The sequence below is a fragment of the Streptomyces sp. NPDC107581 genome, from assembly GCF_055657175.1.
In genome coordinates, this window is record NZ_JBVKBH010000002.1 from 507,829 (window position 1) to 529,193 (window position 21,365).

Consider the following 21,365-nt stretch of genomic DNA (forward strand, 5'->3'; position numbering starts at 1 on the left):
GCGCCCCGTAGTCGCGCCCGCCGCCCCTCCCCTACTCCCCCGCGGTCGCGCCCCGCTCGACGACCGACGGCGCGCCGGAGGCCGCCCCCACGGCGTGGGCGGGCTCCAGGGACAGGTGCTGCAGCGTCATGTGCGGGCGGGCCGGACAGTGGTCGGCAGGGCGGAGGCCGGCCGGGATCCGACGGGATCACGGGCCGCCGGGAATCCCGCCAAGAACGCCGCCGAGAACGCCGCCGGGAGCAGGCGCATTTAATCGCGTTGACAGCGTTCCCAGCCTCCTCGTACGGTGTAGAAGGTTCTGTTGCCGTCGATTGGAGAAGGACGTTGCTCGTCTGAGGTCTTGAGACACCGCGTTTCACACCGGTGAGGTGTGCGTGGCGTACGACCTTGGCGTCCGAGCCGTCCTCCGGCACAGGCCTTTTTCTGTGCTCCAGGTCTTTCGGTTTCTGCCTCGCGGTGTCTCGACATGCGCCCCCAGACCGCACCCAGCAACCGCGAGGCCCTTATGTCTACTTCCCTGACCTGCACTTCCCTGTCCTTCGCCTGGCCCGACGGCACCCCTGTCTTCGACGGCCTCGACACCGCCTTCGGCCCCGGCCGGACCGGACTCGTCGGTGTCAACGGATCCGGGAAGTCAACCCTGTTGAAGCTGCTCGCCGGCGAACTCACCGCGGCCGAAGGCACCGTCAAGGTGACCGGCGAGGTCGGCCACCTGCCGCAGAACGTCACGCTCGACACCGCGCTCCGCGTCGACGAGGTCCTCGGCATCGCCGCCCGGCGGGCCGCCCTGCACGCCATCGAGGCGGGCGACGCCGCCGAGGAGCACTTCGAGACGCTCGGCGACGACTGGGACGTCGAGGAGCGGGCCCTCGTCACCCTCGGCGAACTCGGTCTCGGCCACCTCGGCCTGGACCGCACCGTCGGCGAGGTGTCCGGCGGCGAGTCCGTGCTGTTGCGCCTGGCGGCGCTGCTGCTGCGCCGCCCGGACGTCCTGCTCCTGGACGAGCCCACCAACAATCTGGACCTGTTCGCGCGCCGGCGGCTGTACGCGGCCGTCGCCGCCTGGCCGGGCGTGCTCGTGGTCGTCAGCCACGACCGTGAACTGCTGGACCTGGTCGATCAGATCGCGGATCTGCGCTCCGGGGAGATCACCTGGTACGGCGGCAACTTCTCCGCCTACGAGGAGGCCCTGAGCGTGGAACAGGAGGCGGCCGAGCGGATGGTGCGCGTGGCCGAGGCGGACGTGCGCAAGCAGCAGCGCGAACTCGCCGACGCCCAGGTCAAGCTGAGCCGCCGCAAGCGGTACGGCCAGAAGATGTGGGACAGCAAACGCGAGCCGAAGATCGTCATGGGCGCGCGCAAACGCGCCGCCCAGGAGTCCGCGGGCAAGCACCGCATCATGCACGAGGAGAAGCTCACCGAGGCCAGGGAGCGGCTGGACGAGGCGGTGGAGGCCGTACGGGACGACGACGAGATCCGCGTCGATCTGCCGTACACCGCCGTCCCGCCGGGCCGCCAGGTGCTCACCCTGGAGAACCTGGAGCTGGCCCACGGGTCCCGCGCCGAGGGGATCCTCGATCTGCGCGGCCCGGAGCGGATCGCGCTCGTCGGCCGCAACGGCGCCGGCAAGACGACGCTGCTGCGGACCGTCGCCGGGGAGCTGGCGGCGGTGGCGGGCGAAGCGACGGCGCACGTCCCACTGCGGTTCCTGCCGCAGCGCCTGGACGTGCTGGACGACGAGCTGACGGTCGCCGCGAACGTGGCCCGGTTCGCGCCGGGCGCCACCAACAACCGGATCCGGGCGCGCCTGGCCCGCTTCCTGTTCCGGGGCGCGCGGGCCGACCAGCGGGCCGGCACGCTCTCGGGCGGCGAGCGTTTCCGCGCGGCCCTGGCCGCGCTGATGCTCGCCGAGCCCGCACCCCAGCTGCTCCTGCTCGACGAGCCGACCAACAACCTCGACATGGCGAGCGTCCGGCAGCTGACCTCGGCCCTGGAGTCGTACGAGGGCGCGCTGCTCGTGGCCAGCCACGACCTGCCGTTCCTGGAGTCGATCGGGATCACGCGATGGCTGCTGATGGAGGAGGGAGAACTGAAGGAAATCACGCCAGGGGATGTCGGGTATCCCGCCTAGCTTCGGGGTATGCCCGATTTCATCACCATCACCGGAGCCCGGGAGAACAACCTCAAGAACATCGACCTGCGGATCCCGAAAGGCCGGCTGACCGTGTTCACCGGCGTTTCGGGATCGGGGAAGTCGTCGCTGGTCTTCGACACCCTCGCGGTCGAGTCGCAGCGTCAGCTGAACGAGACGTTCACCTCGTTCGTCCGCTACGCGCCCTGTGCGACGTCGGCCTCACCCACCTCTCGCTCGGCCGGCCGCTGTCCACCCTCTCCGGGGGCGAACGGCAGCGGATCCGGCTGGCCGCCCGACTGCACCGGACGGGCACCGTGTTCGTCCTGGACGAGCCGACGACCGGACTGCACATGGCGGACGTGGACGGACTGCTCGCCCTGATGGACCGGATGGTGGACGCCGGCAACACGGTGGGGGTCGTGGAGCACAACCTGGACGTGGTCCGGCGCGCCGACCGGATCATCGACCTCGGCCCCGGGGGCGGCCGGGACGGCGGTGAGGTGATCTTCCAGGGGACCCCGCGGCAGCTGCTCGCGGCCCCCGGGTCGGTCACGGCGGAGCACCTCAGGAGGGCCACGGCCTGACACCCGGGGTTTCGTGCGGGCCGGGCGGCCCTGCATGATGGCGCGGCGGCACCGTGTCCCGGGTGCCGCCGCGCACCGCCGATTCGAAAGGTCCCTCGTGCCCAGCAAGAAGGCGCTCGTCCGCCGTCCCAGCCCCCGCCTCGCCGAGGGTCTGGTGACGCACGTCGAGCGGGAGAAGGTCGACGTGGAGCTCGCCGCCCGGCAGTGGGAGGCGTACGTCGAGGCCCTCGGCACGCACGGCTGGGAGACGATCGAGGTCGACCCGGAGGACGACTGCCCGGACTCGGTGTTCGTCGAGGACACCGTCGTGATGTACAAGAACGTCGCGCTGATCACCCGGCCCGGTGCGGAGTCACGGCGGGCGGAGACCGCGGGCGTCGAGGAGGCGGTGGCGCGGCTCGGCTGCTCGGTGAACTGGATATGGGAGCCTGGCACCCTGGACGGCGGTGACGTCCTGAAGGTCGGCGACACCGTCTACGTGGGCCGGGGCGGGCGCACCAACGTGGCCGGCGTGCAGCAGCTGCGGGCCGCCTTCGAGCCGCTCGGCGCACGCGTGGTACCCGTACCCGTGAGCAAGGTGCTGCACCTGAAGTCGGCGGTCACCGCACTGCCGGACGGCACGGTCGTCGGACACATCCCGAAGGTGGACCGGCCGTCACTGTTCCCGGGCTTCCTGTCGGTGCCGGAGGAGTCCGGTGCACACGTGGTGCTGCTCGGCGGCCACAGGCTGCTCATGGCGGCGAGCGCCCCGAAGACGGCGGAGCTGCTGACCGGTCTCGGCCACGAGGTGGTCACGGTGGACATCAGCGAGTTCGAGAAGCTCGAAGGCTGTGTGACCTGCCTCTCGGTGCGGCTGCGGGAGCTGTACGCCTGACCGGGTGACCGCGTCGCTCCGAACGCCCCGGAGCTGTACGCCTGACCGGGTGGTCCCGTCGCTCCGACGGCCCCGGGACCTGCGGGTCCCGGGGCCGTTTGGCATGCCCTCAAAAGCCGGTGCGGCGCTGCTGATCAGCAGTCTTTACAGCGAACTTAACCTACGGCTTCGTAACCTACGGCTTCGTAGCCTACGATCTCGTAGGTTTCCGGCACCGCTCGCCGGGCCACCCCAGTCTCTCCCCCTTTGTTCGGCGTCCCCCTGGAGTTCCCGTGACGATCACCTCCCCTCACCTCGGCAGCCCGTCCGTGTGGACCGACGCGCGGCTGCTGTACGCGCTGGAGGAAGTGGTCGAGACCGAACTGGACCGGCATCTGAAGGTCGCCAAGGACTGGATGCCGCACGAGTACGTGCCCTGGAGCGACGGCCGCAACTTCCCCGGCCTGTTCGAGGACGGCGAGGCCTGGGACAAGGAACAGTCCAAGGTGACGGAGATCGGCCGGATCGCCCTCGTCGTGAACCTCCTGACGGAGGACAACCTCCCCAGCTACCACCACGAGATCGCCTCGCTCTTCGGCCGCGACGGCGCCTGGGGCACCTGGGTGCACCGCTGGACGGCCGAGGAGGGCCGGCACGGCATCGTGATGCGCGACTACCTGCTCGCCTCGCGCGCGGTGGACCCGGACAAACTGGAGCAGTTCCGGATGGCCCACATGAGCGAGGGCTTCGAGTCCGACAACCGGCACTCGATGCTGCACTCGGTCGCCTACGTCGCCTTCCAGGAGCTGGCGACGCGGATCTCGCACCGCAACACGGGCCACCAGTCGGGCGACCCGGTCTGCGACCGCATGCTGGCCCGCATCGCGACCGACGAGAACCTGCACATGGTCTTCTACCGCAACCTCCTGAAGGCCGCCTTCGAGCTCGCGCCCGACCTGACCATGCAGGCGGTCCGGGACGTCGTGGTCGACTTCCGCATGCCCGGCCACGGGATCCCCGGCTTCGAGCGCGCCGCGGCGCAGATGGCGATCGGTGAGGTCTACAACCTCCGCATCCACCACGACGACGTCCTCCAGCCCGTGCTGCGCTTCCTGAAGATCATGGAGATCGACGGCCTCGGCCCGGAGGGCCGCCAGGCGCAGGAGGAACTCGGTCTGTACATGGGCGGCCTGGACGCGGAGGCCCTGAAGTTCGACGAGAAGCTGGCGGCGCGCAAGGCGCGGATGGCGGCGCGGGCCGGGGCCTGAGCAGAGCCCGGGTGAGCGGTGGGCCCGGCAGCCGATCCGGCGGCCGGGCCCACCGCTCACGCAGGGGCAGGGCTGATCGGCTCGCCGACGGGTGTGGCTGCTCCGATCACCCACGAGTGCGCCGACCTGAACGCCGCCCGGCCCGGCCGCTCCGCTCACCCATGGACGCGGCCGATCCGTTTCGAAGCGGTACGCGCGCGATCCGTTTCGGTGCCGTGCGCACGATCCGTTTCGAAGCGGTACGCGCGATCCGTTTCGATGCCCTGCGCGCGCGTGCGGAATCACCGGTGCGGACTGTCGGTGGCCTGCGGCATCATGCCCGCATGCGTGATCACACCAGGGCCGAGCAGGCGACGGGCTTTCTGCTGCGCCTGATCGACGACGAGACCGCCGGGCGGATCCGGGAGCGCACCGGATTGCCCGGGCCCGAGGACCCCGAGGCGGTCCGCCGGCGGCTGTACCGCGCATGGCAGTGGGCGAACGCGCTGCCCGCCTCGGTGGTGCTGTGGGTGCTGCAGGAGGACGACCCCGAACTCAACGCGGTGGTGTGGCGGTTCATCGACACCGGCGCCGGCCTGCGGCGGGCCATCGCCCGGGGCGTGCCGTTCGGCGCCGGGCGCACCGAGCCCGTCCCGGTCCACCCCACCCTGCACGGCGAGGAGCCCGGGACACCGGAGAGTTACGTCCGCCTCGGGCTCGTCGGCGCCCTGCGTGCCGCCGAGTCCATGGGCGCGGCCCGCGCGGCGGCGTCGATGGTCCTCACGGCTGCCGACTGGGCGACCGTGGCCGCTGCCGACGCCGAACGCCCGCTGCCCGGGTACGCCCGCTGGGCCCTGTCCGTGCGCCCCGACTGCCCGCCGGCACTGCGCGCTCAGTTCGGTTCGCATCCCAAGTTCGCACACCGCGTGCGACAGGCCGGGATTCTCGGCGGCCCCGCCGACTACGCGACGACGCACCGCTCCGCCGCACAGGTGCTCCAGGTGCTGTCCCTGGGGCAGGTACTGTTCCCGGGACGGGCTCAGGAGGCCGAGGACGCCCTGCGCCCGCTCGTGCGGGACCACTTGGGGGATCGCGTGGAGGCCTGGGCGGTGCTGGCCCAGCTCGTCGACACCTTCCACGGCACGGCACCGGAGCTGATCGCGACCGCCGGCGCCATCGCCTGAGGCGGCCGAGGGAGCGGGGCGGCTTGAGCGGCCGGGGGGCCGGGCGGCCGCAGAGGACGAGGGAGCGGAGCGGCCGGAGAGGCCGTCGCAGAGGCCGAGGGGGCGGAGCGGCTGGAAGGGGGCGGGGCGGCTGGATTCGAACCAGCGTGTTCCGGTTCCGGAGACCGACGCGCCTGCCTCTGCGCTACGACCCCGCCCTTGCCGCCGAGCGTAATGCCTTGGCCCGTTGTCAGTGCGGACTGGTACCAAGGAGGCACGGGGGAATCACCGCACAGGGGAACACCGCACGGGGGACTCACGGCACGGGGGGCCGGCACATGACGTACGGAGAGCGGGGACGGCCGCGCGCGCCGGTGGTGGACCTCGCCGACCGCCGGGCGGTGGAGCGGTACCGCCCCGCGGACCCGGCGGTGGTCGCCCCGTGACATCGACGCCTGGGAGAGACGCCTCCACCGGGACGCCGAGCAGTCCACCGAGGGCGGCGACGACAGCGACACCGTCCACCAGATCCTCGCCAACGCAGAGCTTTCACAGCTGAAGAAGCACCGGGGGGGGCGGTGGCCCGCCTGGTGCACCTGCTGCCGGCCAAACTGCGGGCGACCTGTCTGGTGGGCGCGTCGGAGAAACACCAGCGGTTCTGGACAGAGGTCTTCACGACGATGCGACGCGACTGAGCGGGCGCGGGCCGGTGGTCCGACCCGCCCCCGCTCACTGCTCGTCCGGCGGTGCCGTACGGTGCGCGCTGCGCCGCCGCGCCCGGCGGGAACGGCGGCGCGGGAACGCGGGTGCTGAGGGTGGCCAGGGGACGCGTCACGGCCGCGAGCACGCCGGCGGTCCCGGACGTCCGCTCTCCCTCCTCGCGCACCACTCCGCGCCTCCTCGCTCACCACTCCGCCTCCCGGTAGTCCTTCAGGAACACCCCGGACACCGGGTCGCCGGCCTCGCCGCGCACGATGGGGTCGTAGACCCGGGCCGCGCCGTCCACCACGTCCAGCGGGGTGCGGAAGCCCGCGTCCGCCATCCGGGCCTTCTTCGGCGCCGGGTTCTCGTCGGTGATCCAGCCGGTGTCGACGGCGCACATGTGCACACCCTGCTCGGCGAGTTCGGCGGCACTCGTGCGGGTGAGCATGTTCAGTGCGGCCTTGGCCATGTTGGTGTGGGGATGGCCCGCCGTCTTGTTGCGGACGGCGAAACGGCCCTCCACCGCGGTCACGTTGACGACGTAGCGGCGCGGGTGCGGTGCGGCGAGCAACAGCGGCAGCAGGCGGTCGCAGAGCAGGGCCGGGGCGAGCGCGTTGACGAGCTGGGTCTCCAGGACCTCGGCCGGATCGAGCGCGCCGAGCCGTGCCGACCAGGAGTTCTCCGGGGACGGATCCGGCAGCAGCCCGGCCTCGTCGGCCTCCCGCAGCATCACGGGCAGGGCCCAGGCCGAGCCCGGCAGCGTCCCGGCCGGGGAGAACCCGGGCGCCTGCCGCGCGCCCGGGGGCAGCGTGCCGTGTTCACCCGCGGCGAGCAGCGCGTACGACTCGGGCGGTCGCCGGACCGTCTGGGCGGCGTTGTTGACCAGGATGTCCAACGGCTGGTCCCGCTGTACGAGGTCCTCGCACAGGCCGAGCACCTGGCGCGGATCACGCAGGTCGACGGCGAGGACGGTGAGCCGGTCCAGCCAGCCTTCGCTGCCCGGCGCGGCCCGGAAGCGGCGCACGGTGTCGTGCGGGAAGCGCGAGGTCACCAGCAGTTCCGCACCGTCGCGGAGCATCATCAGGGCCAGCTGGAAGCCGATCTTCACCCTGCCGCCGGTGAGCAGCACACGGCGGCCGGTCAGGTCGGTGCTCAGGGCACGGCGGGCGGTGTTGTCGGCCGCGCAGCGGGGGCAGAGCAGATGGTAGAAGGAGTCGACTCGTCGATAGGCCGCCTTGCAGACGTAACAGGTACGCGGCCTGTGGAAGACTCCGATGGCTCCCGGCCCGGTCAACGGCGCGTCCTCGCGGCGGTCGAGGGCGCCGGTGGCGGTCGCGGCCATCGCCGCGGCGTCGGCCGCCGAGGCGTGTGCGTCCCGTGCCTTGCGGCGCCTGAGCCGTCCGTCCCGGGCGAAGGACGCGGCCACCTGTTCGGCCCTCAGCCGCACCGGGTCGTCGACGGGCAGCGCCCGCAGCCTGCCCACCGTCCGGTGGAAGACCGCCAGCTCGGCCTCGTCGACCGCCGCCTCGGTGACCGGAGCCTCGTCGACCGCCCCGTCAGGGACCGACGACTCGCCGACCGCCGCCCCCACGGTGACCGGAGCCTCGCCGACCGCCCCCAAGGTCACCGGAGCACCACTGACCGCCCCGTCCGTGACCGTCGTACCGGTCGCCTCGTCCATCCGTCCCGCCCCACCCGCCGTGTCCGTCGTACCGCTGTGGTCCCGACCGGATTCGAACCGGCGTGACCGCCCTGAGAAGGCGGCGAGTCTGCCTCTGCTCTACGGGACCGGCAGACGCGCGTCCGGACGACCGGATTCGAACCGGTGTGTCCCGCATGCCATGCGGTGCGCCTGCCTCTGCGCTACGTCCGGACGCGCCCCCGGATCCTAACCGCCCGGCGGATACCGTCGGACACGGTTTTCCGGCGGCCGGACACGCGCGCCTCCCGCCGGCCGGGGAATCAGGAGGACGCGCGCCGCAGGGCGAGCCGCTCCTTCTCGGACAGGCCGCCCCAGACGCCGAAGCGTTCGTCGTTGTCGAGCGCGTAGTCGAGGCACGCGGAGCGCATCTCGCACATGCCGCAGATGCGCTTCGCCTCGCGCACCGAGCTGCCGGGCTCGGGAAAGAAGAAATCCGCCCCGGTCTGCGCGCACAGGGCCTGAGCCTGCCAAGCGGTGTCGGCCGGGGTGATCGTTTCGATGTGCATGGTCAGGATCGTGCCGTGCGGCGAAAAACGTTCGATCAACGCCGGGTCAACGACGCAGCCGGGGCCCCTGGGCCGCCCCGATCATGCTCCCCCGGAACGCGCCACCGCACGGCGGCGCGCGGGATCGGTACGAAAACCCGGAGAGTCCTGCGAAGGCCCTGGGGGGCGGCCCGGGGCGACGGGGCGTATCGGCCCGGCGCGCGGTGGTGCTCCGGCAGCGATTGTCAGTGGGCGGTGCAAGACTCTGCAGTGCAGCGGACAGGACCCCTCTCACAGGCCCGCTTCCAAGGAGGGCGAAGATGCTCACCACCCGTTTCGTCGACGGCGCTCCCAACTGGCTCGACGTCGGCACCCCTGACATCGACGGCGCCCAGGCCTTCTACGGCGGTCTGTTCGGCTGGCGGTTCCGGTCGGCGGGGCCGGACGCCGGCGGCTACGGCTTCTTCCAGCTGGACGGCAGGACCGTCGCCGGCGGTATGCAGACCGGACCGGAGCAGGGTCCGCCGGCCTGGACGGTGTACTTCCAGAGCGCGGACGCGCAGGCCACCGCCAAGGCCGCCGAACAGGCGCACGGCAGCGTGCTGTTCCAGCCCATGGACGTGATGGGCCAGGGGCACATGGCGGTTCTGGCCGACCAGGCGGGTGTGCCGTTCGGGATCTGGCAGCCCGGACAGACCAAGGGCGTGGACGCGGCGAACGAACCGGGCGCGCTGTGCTGGGTCGAGCTGTACACGCCGGACATCGCCGCGGCCGCCGCGTTCTACCACAAGGTCCTCGGGCTGGAGACCTCGGGCGTGCCGTTCCCGGGCGGCACATACACCTGCGTCAACCCGGGCGACGCCGGGGAGGACGCGATGTTCGGCGGGGTGGTCCCGCTGGCCGACGACCCGACGGAGGCGGAGGCGGGCGCCTACTGGCTGCCCTATTTCGAGGTCGAGGACACGGACGCCGTCGTCGGGAAGGCACAGCAGCTGGGCGGCACGGTCCGCATGCCGGCGACGACCCTGGAGGGTGTCGGCCGTATGGCCAAGCTCGCCGACCCGTACGGCGCCCGCTTCGCGGTGATCAAGAGCGAGCCGCCGCAGGGCTGAGGTCCAGGCCGACTTGCCGTCCGGGTGGACGCGAGGCCGGCGGACCTGCGGCGCAGTCGGCCGTGCGGCCTGGGCGGAGGTGCGGCGCAGTCGGACATGCAGCCTGGGCGGACGTGCGGCCTAGCGGACTCGCGGCCTGGCCTAGGCGGACTCGCGGCGTATCAGCGTGGTCGGCAGGATCACGCCGGACGCTCCCGAGTCCACCGCATCCCGCGCCTGCCGCACGTCCACCGCACCGCCCCCGTCCACCGCAGCCCCCGCACCCACCGCGTCCACCAGGTTCTCGTCGGCCCGGCCGGGTCGGGCGGCCGGGCCGCTCAGCAGGAGGCGGGCCATCAGGCGGCCCATCTCCTGGATGTCCTGACGGACCGTGGTGAGGGGCGGCTCTGCCTGTTCCGCGACGGGCAGCACGTCGTCGAACCCGATCACGGCCACGTCCTCGGGCACGCGCCGTCCGCTCTCACGGAGCACGCGCAGGGCACCGAGCGCGGTGAGGTCATTGGCGGCGAACACCGCGTCGACGTCCGGGCAGCGCTCCAGGAGTTCTCGCATGGCGCGTTCGCCGCCGCCCGCGGTGAAGTCGCTCTCCACGACGAGCCGCGGGTCGCCGTCGCCCACGACGTCCCGGTAGCCGTCGAGCCGGTCCACCGCCGAGGTCTGGTCCAGCGCGCCGGTGATGTGCGCGATCCGGGTCCGGCCGAGGCCGACGAGATGGCGTACGGCCGCGCGGGCGCCACCGCGGTTGTCGCTGTCCACGTAGACCGGGCCGGGGGTGCCGTCGCTCCAGTCGGGCCGGCCGCCGAACACCGTGGGCACGCCCGCGTTCCGGATCAGGCCGGGCAGCGGGTCGTCGAGGTGCAGGGAGAAGACGAGCGCGCCGTCGACATGGCCCCCGGCGAGGTAGCGGGCCACCCGTGCGTGGTCGGCGCGTCCCTCGGTCAGCAGCAGCACGAGCTGGTTGTCGTGGGCCGTCAGCTCCTTGCTGATACCCCGCAGTTGCAGCGCGAAGAAGGGGTCGGCGAAGACCCGGACCTCGGGCTCGGCGATGACGACCGCGACGGCGTCGTGCCGCTTGGTGACCAGACTGCGCGCCGCCTGGTTGGGTACGTAGCCGAGTTCCTCGACCGCCTGCCGGACCCGTGCGGCGAGGGGCTCCCTGACACCGTCCCCGCCGTTGACCACCCGGGACACGGTGGCCCGGGACACACCGGCCCGCGCGGCCACGGCCTCCAGCGTGGGACGCGACACTGCCTCGGTCACTTCTGGACTCCTCATCGGCGGCTGGCGATCAGGATAGCCGCGGTGCGGTCCGGTCGTAGGGCCGGAAGGCGAGGAGCCGGTCTGCTCCCCCTCTCGGCACGTCAACGACGGTTCCAGGGGCCATGTGCGAGGCAGGACCGTCAGGACGTCTCCTCCCGCCGCGCCCGGCTCGGCTGGACCCGCTTGGGTTCGCCCGGCATCTTCGGGTACTCCGGCGGGTACGGCAGATCGCCGAGGCCGTGGTCGTGTTCGTCGCGGCGGGCCAGTTCCAGGAGGGCGTCCAGGGAGAAGGCGTGGTCGTCCATGTCGGCGTGCACGTCACCGAGTTCGGCGAAGCGGGCCGGCATGGTGGCGAGGTCGAAGTCGCGGGGGTGGGCCTCGCCGATCTCCTCCCAGCGCAGGGGCGCGGAGACGGGGGCGTGCGGGCGGGGTCGTACGGAGTAGGCGGAGGCGATGGTGCGGTCGCGGGCGGTCTGGTTGTAGTCGACGAAGATGCGCTCGCCGCGCTCCTCCTTCCACCACTTGATGGTCACCTGGTCGGGCATCCGGCGTTCCATCTCCCGGCCGACCGCGATCGCGGCGCGCCGCACCTGGGTGAAGGTCCAGCGCGGTTCGATGGGCACGAAGACATGCAGGCCACGGCCGCCGGAGGTCTTGGGCCAGCCGCGCAGGCCGCCGAACTCGTGGAGGACGGCGCGCAGTTCGTGGGCGGCGCGCACGGCGTCCTCGTAGTCGGTGCCGGGCTGCGGGTCGAGGTCGATGCGGAGTTCGTCGGGGTGGTCGACATGGGCGCGGCGGACCGGCCAGGGATGGAAGGTGAGCGTGCCGTACTGGGCGGCCCACACCACGGCGGCCTCCTCGGTGGGGCACATCTCGTCCGCGCTGCGGCCGCTGGGGAAGGTGATGTGGGCCGTGGGGATCCAGTCGGGCATGCCCTTGGGGGCGCGCTTCTGATAGAACCACTCGCCGTCGACGCCGTCCGGATACCGCTGGAGTGTGGTCGGGCGGTCGCGCAGGGCGCGCAGGATGCCGGGGCCGACGCGGGCGTAGTACCGGGCGAGGTCCAGCTTGGTGAATCCGCGCTCCGGGAAGAAGACCTTGCTCGGGCTGGACAGCCGTACGGTCCGGCCGGCCACGTCCAGTTCCACCGCTTCGCCCATGCGGCCACGGTAGGCGTGACGGACACACCACGCATACCGGGCATCCAGGGATGTATGCGAGCAGAATCGGAGGCATGGATCTGCCGGTGATGCCGCCTGTGAAGCCGATGCTCGCCAAGTCGGTGGCGAAGATCCCGCCGGGCATGCACTACGAGGCGAAGTGGGACGGGTTCCGGGCGATCGTGTTCCGCGACGGTGCCGAGGTCGAGCTGGGCAGTCGCACCGGGAAGCCGCTGACCAGGTACTTTCCGGAGCTGGTGGCGGCACTCAAGGAGCGGCTGCCCGGGCGGTGCGTGCTGGACGGGGAGATCGTGATCGCACGGGAGGGGCGGCTGGACTTCGACGCGCTGACCGAGCGGATCCATCCGGCGGACTCACGGGTCCGGATGCTGGCCGAGAGGACGCCGGCGTCGTTCGTCGCCTTCGATCTGCTGGCGCTGGACGACGAATCGCTGCTCGACGTGCCGCTGACCGACCGTAGGGCCCTGCTGGACCGTGCGCTGGCCGGGGTGAGCGCCCCGGTCCATCTGGCGCCGGCCACCACGGACACGGAGGTGGCGCACCGGTGGTTCGAGCAGTACGAGGGTGCCGGCCTGGACGGGGTCGTGGCCAAGCCGCTCACCCTGCGGTACCTGCAGGACGAGCGGGCCATGTTCAAGATCAAGCACGAGCGGACGGCGGACGTCGTCGTGGCGGGCTACCGGCTGCACAAGAGCGGCCCGGTGGTGGGCTCGCTGCTGCTGGGCCTGTACGACGAGCGGGGCGCCCTCCAGCACGTGGGCGTGTCGGCCGCCTTCCCCATGAAGCGGCGCGCCGAGCTGGTCGGGGAGCTGGAGCCGCTGCGCATGGGCGACGTGACCGGTCATCCGTGGGCGGCCTGGGCGGAGGAGGCGGCCCATGAGACGGCCCGGCTGCCCGGGGCGCCGAGCCGCTGGTCCGGCAAGAAGGACCTGTCGTGGGTGCCGCTCAGGCCGGAGCGGGTCGCGGAGGTGGCCTACGACCACATGGAGAACGGCGCCCGGTTCCGGCACACGGCGCGCTTCCGCCGCTGGCGTCCGGACCGTACCCCGGACAGCTGCACCTACGCCCAGCTGGAGGAACCGGTGCGCTACGACCACGCGGAAATCCTGGGAACCGGGGAGGGCGCTTCCTAGTCGGGCCCTTCGCGGCAGGGGTGCCTTCGTCGGGATCACACGGTGAGCCCGTTCGGCCCATTGAACGCGCACGACCGGTACTGACCGGGTATGGCCTGCGGTGACCCGATGAGCACACAATCGACAGATACGAACGGGGTGGCAGTGGTGGGCAAGGGGCACAGGGCACGCACACGAGGCACCGTACTGACGGCGGCGTTGGTCGCCACCCTGCTGACGGCCTCCCTGACGGCGGGCTGCACACGGCACCGCCCGCCGGACGACGCCCGCGCCCCGCGCCGTACCAGCCCGGCACCGACCAGCTCGGCGGGCCCCACGGCCGCGGCCGGCTCGCCGCTCGCCGTGAAGATCGACAATGTGACCGCGGCCCGCCCGCAGACGGGACTCGGCGCGGCGGACATCGTGTATGCGGAGCAGGTCGAGGGCGGCCTGAGCCGTCTGCTGGCGGTGTACGCCAGCAAGCTCCCGAAGGCGGTCGGGCCGGTGCGCAGCGCCCGCGAGTCCGACCTGGAGCTGCTGCGCCAGTTCGACGAGCCGACCCTGGCGTTCTCGGGGGCCCAGCGCAGGCTGCTGCCGCTGATCCACCGGGCGCCCGTGCGCGCCGAGTCGCCCGACGAGGCCGCCGACGCCTACTACCGCGCACCCGGCAGGGCCGCGCCGCACAACCTCTATCTGCACCCCGCCCGGCTGCTGTCCACCGCCCCGGGCCGGGCCGCGCTGACCACCGGTTTCCAGTACGGCCCGGCGCCCTCCGGCGGCACGCCCGCGGCCTCCCGGAGCGTGCGCTATCCGGCGGCGCGCTTCACTTTCACCTGGTCCGCACGGCGCGGCGGCTGGCTCGTGGCGATGGACGGCACGCCCACGGTGACGGCCGAGGGCGGGCGGCCCGCGCCCGCGACGGTCGTCGTGCAGTACGTGAAGATCCGTTCCTCCGCGTACCACGACGTGCTCGGCAGCAACTCGCCCTACACCGAGACGGTCGGCTCGGGGAAGGCCGAGGTGCTGCGGGACGGACGGTCCTTCGACGCCGCCTGGTCCCGGCCGTCCGCGACCGACGGTACGGCGTTCACAACGGCGGACGGCGGCCGGATGAACTTCGCCGAGGGCCAGGTGTGGGTGGTGTTCGCCGCGGCCCCCTCCTGACCGGCTGCGGTTCGGCCCTGGGGACCGCCCGCGCGCCGGCCCTCCCGACCTCCGCAGTACAGGGGACCGCCCCGCAGCACAGGGGACCGCCCCGCGCGTCGGCCCTCCCGGGCTGCCGGGGTACAGCCCCCAGCCACGCTGAGCGGTGGGCGGCTCAGCCCTGCTGCGCGGCCGGCGGCTCCGCCGGGTTGCGCAGGCCCTCGGCCGCGTCCGAGACCCGGCGGATCAGGTCGAAGAAGACGGCCTGCTCCTCGGCGGAGAGCGGGGCGAGGAAGACCTGGTTCATCCGGGCCGTGCGCACGGCCAGCCTGCGGTGGGTGCGCAGCCCGTCGTCGGTGAGGCGGAGCAGGAAGCGGCGGCCGTCCTGCGGGTCGCGCACCTTGTGCAGCAGCCCGCGGCGGCCGAGCCGGCTGATGACCTCGGCGATCGTCGACCGGTCCAGGCCCACCCGCTCCCCCACGGTCCGCTGGTCGAGGCCCGGCTCGGCGACGAGCGCGTTGAGGACCGCGAACTGCGGCGAGGTGATCTCCTCCGAGACCATGGTGTTCCACAGCAGGTAGTGCGCCTGCTGAAGCCGCCGGGCCAGGTGCCCGGGATGGGTGGCGAGGTCCACCGCGGCCATGTGCACTCCCCTGCTCGATTCGTTGGTGCACTGAACGATACCCACCCGGCTGCCGGCCTGTCTGCCGACCGGATCCCATGTACCAGGAGGTCTTGACGGTCCAGAGGTCCGGTGGCAGCGTGAGAAACACTTCGCTGGAAATACTCAGTGCGCTGATTAATGACAGAGATGGGGCTGCACGGATGGACAAGGTGGTCGCCACGGCCCCGGAGGCGGTGGCCGATGTGCCGGACGGCGCGTCCCTCGCGGTCGGCGGCTTCGGGCTGAGCGGTGTGCCGAACGTTCTGATCCAGGCGCTGTACGAGCGAGGGACGGCCGGTCTGGGCGTGGTCTCGAACAACTGCGGAGCGATGGAGTCCGGCCTCGCGGTGCTGCTGGCCGCCGGGCGGATCGCCAGGGTGACCGGTTCCTACATCGGCGCCAACAAGGAGTTCGCCCGCCAGTACCTGTCCGGCGAGCTGGAGGTGGAGCTGATCCCGCAGGGCACGCTGGCCGAGCGGCTGCGCGCGGGCGGCGCCGGCATCCCCGCCTTCTACACCCCGGCGGGCGTGGGCACCCAGGTCGCCGAGGGCGGACTGCCGTGGCGCTACGACGGCCGGGGCGGCGTCGCGCTCGCCTCGCCGCCCAAGGAGGTGCGGGAGTTCGACGGTGCGGAGTACGTCCTGGAGCGGGGGATCCGCACGGACTTCGCCCTGGTCCGCGCCGCCAGGGGCGACCGGCACGGCAACCTCGTCTTCAGCAGGTCCTCCCGCAACTTCAACCCGCTGGCCGCCATGGCGGGACGGGTGACGATCGCCGAGGTGGAGCAGCTGGTCGAACCGGGCGGGATCGACCCGGACGCGGTGCATGTGCCCGGTGTCTTCGTGCAGCGGGTGGTGGCACTGACCCCCGAGCAGGCGGCGGACAAGAAGATCGAGCAGCGGACGGTGAGGCCCTGATGGCCTGGACACGCGAGGAGATGGCGGCCCGCGCGGCCCGCGAGCTGAAGGACGGCCAGTACGTCAACCTCGGCATCGGGCTGCCGACGCTGCTCCCGAACCACCTGCCGCCGGGCGTCGAGGTGGTCCTGGAGTCGGAGAACGGCATCCTCGGTACGGGCCCGTACCCCACCGAGGACGAGGTCGACCCGGACCTGATCAACGCCGGCAAGGAGACCGTGACGGTCCTGCCTGGCGCCTCCTTCTTCGACTCGGCGCTGAGCTTCGCGATGATCCGGGGCGGCCACATCGACGTGGCCGTGCTCGGGGCGATGCAGGTGTCCGCGGGCGGCGACCTGGCCAACTGGGCCGTCCCGGGCAAACTGGTCACCGGGATCGGCGGCGCGATGGACCTGGTGCACGGCGCCCGTTCGGTCGTCGTCGTGATGACGCACACGGCCAAGGACGGCTCGCCGAAAATCCTGGAGCAGTGCACGCTGCCGCTCACCGGCAAGGCGTGTGTGAACCGGGTCGTCACGGATCTGGCGGTGCTCGACATCACGGCTGCGGGGCTCGTTCTGACGGAGACCGCGCCGGGTGTGACCGTCGAGGACGTCGTCACCAGGACCGACGCCGAAATGACCATCGGGGAGAACGTACGGTGAATCCCGTCCGCCTCGTCGACGCCGTGCGCGCCCCGACCGGCCGTCACAACGGCGCACCGGCCTCGGTACGGCCGGACCACCGCAAGGCGGCCGCCGCGCGGGAACCGGGCCTGTCCGACGCCGAGTCGGTCCCCGTTCGGGTGCCGCGGCGCACAGGCGACCCGGCAGTCCTCGACCCGCGGGGCGGGGCGAGAGCGCTCGGCCGTCCGCCCGGCGCCTCCGGCGCCCGGGTCGCGGGCACCGTCGCCCACCGACTCGCCCGCCGCGGCCGCGGCACCGGTGTGGCCGCCCCCTGCATCGGCGTGGGCCAGGGCCTCGCCCCCGTCCTCGAACGTTAAGGAAGCGTCAGGTATCTCCATGGCTCTCACCCAGCAGGACATCGACCGGGAGATCGCGGCCGAGCACGCCGCGTACGAGAAGCGGACGGCCGACGGCGCGCCCGTCGAGCACCACCCCCGCCGCGGCTACGCCCCCTACCGCTCCTCCGTGCTCCGCCACCCCCACAGGCCCCTGGTCGCCATCGACACCACCGAGGACCCCGAACTGGTGGAACTGCGCTCCCCCGCCTTCGGGGAGCGCGACATCACCGAGACCGACAACGACCTCACCCGGCAGCACACCGGGCAGCCCATCGGCGAGCGGATCACCGTGTCCGGGCGGCTCCTGGACCGCGCCGGGCGCCCGGTCCGTGGTCAGCTGATCGAGATCTGGCAGGCCAACTCGGCCGGCCGCTACGCGCACCTGCGCGAACAGCACGACGCCCCGCTGGACCCGAACTTCACCGGCCTCGGCCGCACCCTCACGGACGCCGAGGGCCGCTACCACTTCACCACCGTCCAGCCGGGCCCCTACCCCTGGCGCAACCACGTGGGCGCGTGGCGCCCGGCGCACATCCACTTCTCGGTCTTCGGCGAGGCGTTCACCCAGCGTCTGGTGACGCAGATGTACTTCCCGAACGACCCGCTCTTCCCCTACGACCCGATCCTGCAGTCCGTGACGGACGACGCGGCACGGCAGCGGCTGGTCGCCACCTACGACCACGGCCTGTCGGTGCCGGAGTTCTCCCTCGGCTACCGCTGGGACATCGTGCTGGACGGCCCTGCCGCCACCTGGATCGAGGAAGGACGCTGACCCGAGCGATGACAAGGACCGACACCGGCAGTCCGCAGAGCCCGCTGCCCACCCCGTCCCACACGGTCGGCCCCTTCTACGGGTACGCGCTGCCGTTCCGCGGCGGTGAGGAGATCGCGCCGCTGGGGCACCCCGACACCATCACCGTGCACGGCCGCGTCCTCGACGGCGAGGGCGGGCCCCTGCCGGACGCACTGGTGGAACTGTGGGGCCCCGCCCCCGACGGCACCGTCCCCCGGGCGGACGGGTCGATCCGGCGGGACCAGGCGACCGGCGGCCATCTGGGCCGCAGCGGCGTGGAGTTCACCGGCTGGGGCCGCATACAGACCGACGCCGACGGACACTGGTACGCGCGGACCCTGCGGCCCGGCGCACGCGGGCGAAACGCCCCGTACCTGAGCACGTGCGTCTTCGCCCGGGGCCTGCTCATGCACCTGTTCACCCGGATCTACCTGCCGGGCGACGAAACGGCACTCGCCGCCGACCCGCTGCTCACCCGGGTGGGCGAGCGGCGCGACACGCTGATCGCCGGCGACGAGGGCAACGGCACCTACCGTTTCGACATCCGCCTTCAGGGCGAAGGCGAGACGGTCTTCCTGGAGTTCCAGTGACATTTACGTCTCCTCCGTACGCCGACACCGGCCTGCTCGCCCCCGAGTGGGCACAGTCCGGCGCCGCGTCCGAGACCAGCGACCATGCGTATCTGCGGGCGATGCTCGACGCCGAGGCCGCGCTGACCCGGACGCAGGCCGCGCTGGGGCTCGCCCCGGCCGAGGCCGCGGCGGCGGTGACCGAGGCGGCCGTCCCGGCCGGGTTCGGCATCCGCCACCTGGCGGGCCGCACGCCCGCGGGCGGCAATCCCGTCATCCCGCTGGTCGCCGCGCTGACCGCGGCGGTCGGCGAGGAGTACGGCCCCTACGTGCACCGGGGTGCGACCAGCCAGGACATCATGGACACGGCCACGATGCTGGTCGCCGTGCGCACCCTGAAGCTGATCCTCGCCGACCTGGACCGGACCGAGCGGGCACTGGCCGGGCTCGCCGCCGCGCACCGGGACACGCCGATGCCCGGGCGGACGCTCACCCAGCACGCCGTGCCGACGACGTTCGGGCTGAAGGCGGCCGGCTGGCGTGCACTGGTCCTGGACGCGCGCGACCGCCTCACCCGGGTACGGGACTCGCTCCCCGTCCAGCTCGGCGGCGCGGCCGGTACCCTGGCGGCCTTCCAGGCGTACGGCGCCGAGGACACGGCCGCGCTGACCGAGGCCTACGCCCGTGAAGTCGGCCTCGTCGCACCGGTGTTGCCCTGGCACACGCTCCGCACGCCCGTCGCCGACCTGGCCGGCTGCCTGGCCTTCACGGCGGGGGCGCTGGGCAAGCTCGCCGTGGACGTGCTGGTCCTCACGCGCACCGAGATCGGCGAGCTGGCCGAGGGCGACGGCGGCGGTTCGTCGGCCATGCCGCACAAGGCGAACCCGGTGCGGTCCACGCTCCTCGCGTCCGCCGCCCGGCGCGCCCCGCAGCTCGCGGCCACGCTGTACGGCTCCCTCGCGGCCGAGGACGAACGCCCGGCCGGCGCCTGGCACGCCGAGTGGGACCCGCTGCGCGACCTGCTCCGGCTGGTGGGCGGGGCGGCGGCCCACGCGGCCGAGCTGGCCGAGGGGCTGCGCGTGCACCCCGCCGCGATGCGACGGAACCTCGACGCGACCCGGGGCCTGATCGTCTCCGAACGGCTGTCCGCTGCGCTCGCCCCCGTGCTCGGCCGTGCCCGGGCGAAGGAACTGCTGACCGAGCTGGCCCGCCGCGTCCACGAAGAGAACCGCCCGCTGCGTGAACTCCTCACCGAGGTGGAGGAGTTGCGGGAGGTCGATCTGGACGAGCTCGCCGATCCGGCCCGCTGCACCGGCGCCGCCGGTGCCCTCACCGACCGTGCCCTGGAGCGACGTTGACCGTGAAACTCCTCAACCATGTGGAAGAAGGACCGGCTTCCGCTCCCGCGCTGCTGCTCGGGCCCTCGCTCGGCACCTCCCACGCCCTGTGGGACGCGGTCGCGCCCGAACTGTCGGTCACCCACCGGGTGGTGCGCTGGGACCTGCCGGGGCACGGCGGCTCGCCGGCGGACCTGATCGGGCCGGGGGCGACCGTCGGCGACCTCGCCGCACTGGTGCTGGAACTCGCCGACGCGCTCGGCATCGAACGGTTCGCCCATGCCGGCGTGTCCCTGGGCGGCGCGGTCGGCCTGCACCTGGCCCTGCACCACCCCGAGCGGCTCACCTCCCTCGCGGTGATCTGCTCGTCGGCCGATTTCGGTGGCAGCGCGCCCTGGCGGGAGCGCGCCGCGCGGGTGCGCCGGGAGGGCATGGAGTGGCTGGCGCAGAGCGCTGACGCACGCTGGTTCACGCCGGGTTTCACCGTGCCCCGGCTGGTCCGGGACCACCGGGAGGCCGACCCGGAGGCGTACGCCGCCTGCTGCGACGCGCTGGCCGCCTTCGACGTCCGCGACCGGCTCGCCGACATCGCCGTACCCACCCTGCTCGTGGCGGGCCGGCAGGACCCCGCGACACCGCCCGCTCATCTGCGGCGGATCGCGGACGCCGTGCCCCGAGCCGCGCTCGTGGAGCTGCCCGGGGCCTCCCACCTGGCGCCCGCGCAGTGCCCGCAGGCCGTCCTGACCGCCCTGCTCACCCAGCTGAACGGGGCCCCGGCGAGCGGGATGGCGGTGCGCCGTGAGGTGCTGGGTGATGCGCACGTCGACCGGGCACAGGCGCGGCAGACCGCGTTCACCGCACGGTTCCAGGACTTCGTCTCGCGCTGTGCCTGGGGGGAGATCTGGACCGACCCGACCCTCTCGCGCCGCGAGCGCAGCATGATCACGCTGACCGCGCTGGTCGCGCACGGCCACTACGACGAGCTGGCCATGCACGTCCGGGCGGCGCGGCGCAACGGGCTGACGCCGGACGAGATCGGGGCGGTGCTGCTGCAGACCGCCGTGTACTGCGGGGTGCCCGCGGCCAACTCTGCGTTCGCGACGGCCCAGCGGGTGCTCGCCGAGGAGGAGGGGCCACAGGAGTCGCAGTGAGGACGGTCGGGCCACCGAGGGGGCGCCGGGTGGGCGAGGGGGCGCCGGGTGGCCGGCGCCGGTGGCTCAGGAGAGGGGCTCGGTCGGCTGCTCCGGACGGTGCGCGACCCGCCGTGGGCCGCTCACCGTCCACCGTGGGCACCCGCACCACAGTCCACCGCCGGCCGTCCACCCTGGGCCGCACACCGACCCACCGAGGGCCGCAAACCGGTCCACCGTGGGCCGCACACCGACCCACCGTGTACCGCATACC

General features: G+C 72.8%; 18 protein-coding genes, 3 tRNA genes and 3 pseudogenes. 16 read left to right on the forward strand and 8 right to left on the reverse strand.

All coding sequences use genetic code 11. The features are described 5' to 3' along the window. Positions 1 to 505: 505 nt before the first annotated feature. From ACZ7P3_RS05810 to ACZ7P3_RS05835, 6 genes and pseudogenes are all read left to right on the forward strand, one after another. Complete coding sequence (locus tag ACZ7P3_RS05810) at positions 506 to 2,131, forward strand: ABC-F family ATP-binding cassette domain-containing protein (RefSeq protein WP_472079164.1); 1,626 nt, start codon at positions 506 to 508, stop codon at positions 2,129 to 2,131. 9 nt (positions 2,132 to 2,140) lie between these two features. Continuing rightward, positions 2,141 to 2,329, forward strand: a pseudogene (locus ACZ7P3_RS05815) (hypothetical protein); the annotation flags it as partial. Then, positions 2,323 to 2,718 (forward strand): annotated as a pseudogene (locus ACZ7P3_RS05820) (ATP-binding cassette domain-containing protein); the annotation flags it as partial. The pseudogenes ACZ7P3_RS05815 and ACZ7P3_RS05820, both read left to right, overlap by 7 nt. Before the next feature lie 97 nt (positions 2,719 to 2,815). Next, positions 2,816 to 3,592: a dimethylargininase gene (gene ddaH / locus ACZ7P3_RS05825; protein WP_472079165.1), complete on the forward strand. Its 777-nt coding sequence runs from the start codon at positions 2,816 to 2,818 to the stop codon at positions 3,590 to 3,592. Positions 3,593 to 3,864: 272 nt separating this feature from the next. Further along, the gene (locus ACZ7P3_RS05830; RefSeq protein WP_472079166.1) at positions 3,865 to 4,839 is read left to right on the forward strand and encodes an acyl-ACP desaturase; all 975 of its coding nucleotides are present in this window, start codon (positions 3,865 to 3,867) and stop codon (positions 4,837 to 4,839) included. A gap of 323 nt (positions 4,840 to 5,162) precedes the next feature. Next, entirely contained in the window at positions 5,163 to 6,002 is an 840-nt protein-coding gene (locus ACZ7P3_RS05835) for a hypothetical protein (RefSeq protein ID WP_472079167.1), read from the forward strand. A gap of 120 nt (positions 6,003 to 6,122) precedes the next feature. Here the strand turns inward: ACZ7P3_RS05835 and ACZ7P3_RS05840 are convergent. From ACZ7P3_RS05840 to ACZ7P3_RS05860, 5 genes are all read right to left on the reverse strand, one after another. After that, positions 6,123 to 6,198, reverse strand: a tRNA-Arg gene (locus ACZ7P3_RS05840). Between the two features lie 687 nt (positions 6,199 to 6,885). Beyond that, positions 6,886 to 8,364: an SDR family oxidoreductase gene (locus tag ACZ7P3_RS05845; protein ID WP_472079168.1), complete on the reverse strand. Its 1,479-nt coding sequence runs from the start codon at positions 8,362 to 8,364 to the stop codon at positions 6,886 to 6,888. A 37-nt stretch (positions 8,365 to 8,401) separates the two neighbouring features. Beyond that, positions 8,402 to 8,473 (reverse strand) — tRNA-Glu (locus ACZ7P3_RS05850). Between the two features lie 12 nt (positions 8,474 to 8,485). Next, positions 8,486 to 8,556 (reverse strand) — tRNA-Ala (locus ACZ7P3_RS05855). Between the two features lie 89 nt (positions 8,557 to 8,645). Next, complete coding sequence (locus tag ACZ7P3_RS05860) at positions 8,646 to 8,891, reverse strand: WhiB family transcriptional regulator (RefSeq protein ID WP_472079169.1); 246 nt, start codon at positions 8,889 to 8,891, stop codon at positions 8,646 to 8,648. 299 nt (positions 8,892 to 9,190) lie between these two features. Between ACZ7P3_RS05860 and ACZ7P3_RS05865 the strand changes: the two genes are divergently transcribed. After that, a complete protein-coding gene (locus ACZ7P3_RS05865; protein ID WP_472079170.1) occupies positions 9,191 to 9,982 on the forward strand; it encodes a VOC family protein in 792 nt (263 codons plus the stop codon). Positions 9,983 to 10,123: 141 nt separating this feature from the next. Here the strand turns inward: ACZ7P3_RS05865 and ACZ7P3_RS05870 are convergent, their stop codons facing one another. Both ACZ7P3_RS05870 and ligD read right to left on the reverse strand, forming a co-directional pair. Next, positions 10,124 to 11,242: a LacI family DNA-binding transcriptional regulator gene (locus ACZ7P3_RS05870; protein ID WP_472079171.1), complete on the reverse strand. Its 1,119-nt coding sequence runs from the start codon at positions 11,240 to 11,242 to the stop codon at positions 10,124 to 10,126. A gap of 140 nt (positions 11,243 to 11,382) precedes the next feature. Continuing rightward, on the reverse strand, positions 11,383 to 12,402 hold the full coding sequence (gene ligD / locus ACZ7P3_RS05875) for a non-homologous end-joining DNA ligase (protein WP_472079172.1): 1,020 nt from the start codon (positions 12,400 to 12,402) through the stop codon (positions 11,383 to 11,385). A 74-nt stretch (positions 12,403 to 12,476) separates the two neighbouring features. On the opposite strand from ligD, the gene ACZ7P3_RS05880 reads away from it, so the two are divergent. Together ACZ7P3_RS05880 and ACZ7P3_RS05885 are read left to right on the forward strand one after the other, a co-directional pair. Then, positions 12,477 to 13,556 (forward strand): ATP-dependent DNA ligase, encoded by a 1,080-nt coding sequence (locus ACZ7P3_RS05880; protein WP_472079173.1) that lies wholly within the window; start codon positions 12,477 to 12,479, stop codon positions 13,554 to 13,556. 108 nt (positions 13,557 to 13,664) lie between these two features. Next, complete coding sequence (locus tag ACZ7P3_RS05885; protein ID WP_472079174.1) at positions 13,665 to 14,699, forward strand: DUF3048 domain-containing protein; 1,035 nt, start codon at positions 13,665 to 13,667, stop codon at positions 14,697 to 14,699. A gap of 154 nt (positions 14,700 to 14,853) precedes the next feature. Here the strand turns inward: ACZ7P3_RS05885 and ACZ7P3_RS05890 are convergent, their stop codons facing one another. Beyond that, entirely contained in the window at positions 14,854 to 15,321 is a 468-nt protein-coding gene (locus tag ACZ7P3_RS05890; protein WP_472079175.1) for a MarR family winged helix-turn-helix transcriptional regulator, read from the reverse strand. 182 nt (positions 15,322 to 15,503) lie between these two features. On the opposite strand from ACZ7P3_RS05890, the gene ACZ7P3_RS05895 reads away from it, so the two are divergent. From ACZ7P3_RS05895 to pcaDC, 7 genes and pseudogenes are all read left to right on the forward strand, one after another. Next, the gene (locus tag ACZ7P3_RS05895; RefSeq protein ID WP_472079176.1) at positions 15,504 to 16,259 is read left to right on the forward strand and encodes a CoA transferase subunit A; all 756 of its coding nucleotides are present in this window, start codon (positions 15,504 to 15,506) and stop codon (positions 16,257 to 16,259) included. Then, positions 16,259 to 16,903 carry a CoA transferase subunit B gene (locus ACZ7P3_RS05900; protein WP_472079177.1) on the forward strand — a complete coding sequence of 215 codons (645 nt, stop codon included), beginning with the start codon at positions 16,259 to 16,261 and terminating at the stop codon, positions 16,901 to 16,903. Before ACZ7P3_RS05895 ends, ACZ7P3_RS05900 begins: the two co-directional genes overlap by 1 nt. A 158-nt stretch (positions 16,904 to 17,061) precedes the next feature. Continuing rightward, positions 17,062 to 17,241: pseudogene (locus tag ACZ7P3_RS05905) on the forward strand (3-oxoadipyl-CoA thiolase); the annotation flags it as partial. Between the two features lie 19 nt (positions 17,242 to 17,260). Next, the gene (gene pcaH / locus ACZ7P3_RS05910) at positions 17,261 to 18,034 is read left to right on the forward strand and encodes a protocatechuate 3,4-dioxygenase subunit beta (protein ID WP_472079178.1); all 774 of its coding nucleotides are present in this window, start codon (positions 17,261 to 17,263) and stop codon (positions 18,032 to 18,034) included. Between the two features lie 8 nt (positions 18,035 to 18,042). Next, a complete protein-coding gene (gene pcaG, locus ACZ7P3_RS05915) occupies positions 18,043 to 18,645 on the forward strand; it encodes a protocatechuate 3,4-dioxygenase subunit alpha (RefSeq protein ID WP_472079179.1) in 603 nt (200 codons plus the stop codon). Continuing rightward, complete coding sequence (gene pcaB / locus ACZ7P3_RS05920; protein WP_472079180.1) at positions 18,642 to 19,982, forward strand: 3-carboxy-cis,cis-muconate cycloisomerase; 1,341 nt, start codon at positions 18,642 to 18,644, stop codon at positions 19,980 to 19,982. Before pcaG ends, pcaB begins: the two co-directional genes overlap by 4 nt. Continuing rightward, positions 19,979 to 21,112: a bifunctional 3-oxoadipate enol-lactonase/4-carboxymuconolactone decarboxylase PcaDC gene (pcaDC, locus tag ACZ7P3_RS05925; RefSeq protein WP_472079181.1), complete on the forward strand. Its 1,134-nt coding sequence runs from the start codon at positions 19,979 to 19,981 to the stop codon at positions 21,110 to 21,112. The genes pcaB and pcaDC overlap by 4 nt, the downstream gene beginning before the upstream one ends. Positions 21,113 to 21,365: the final 253 nt, after the last annotated feature.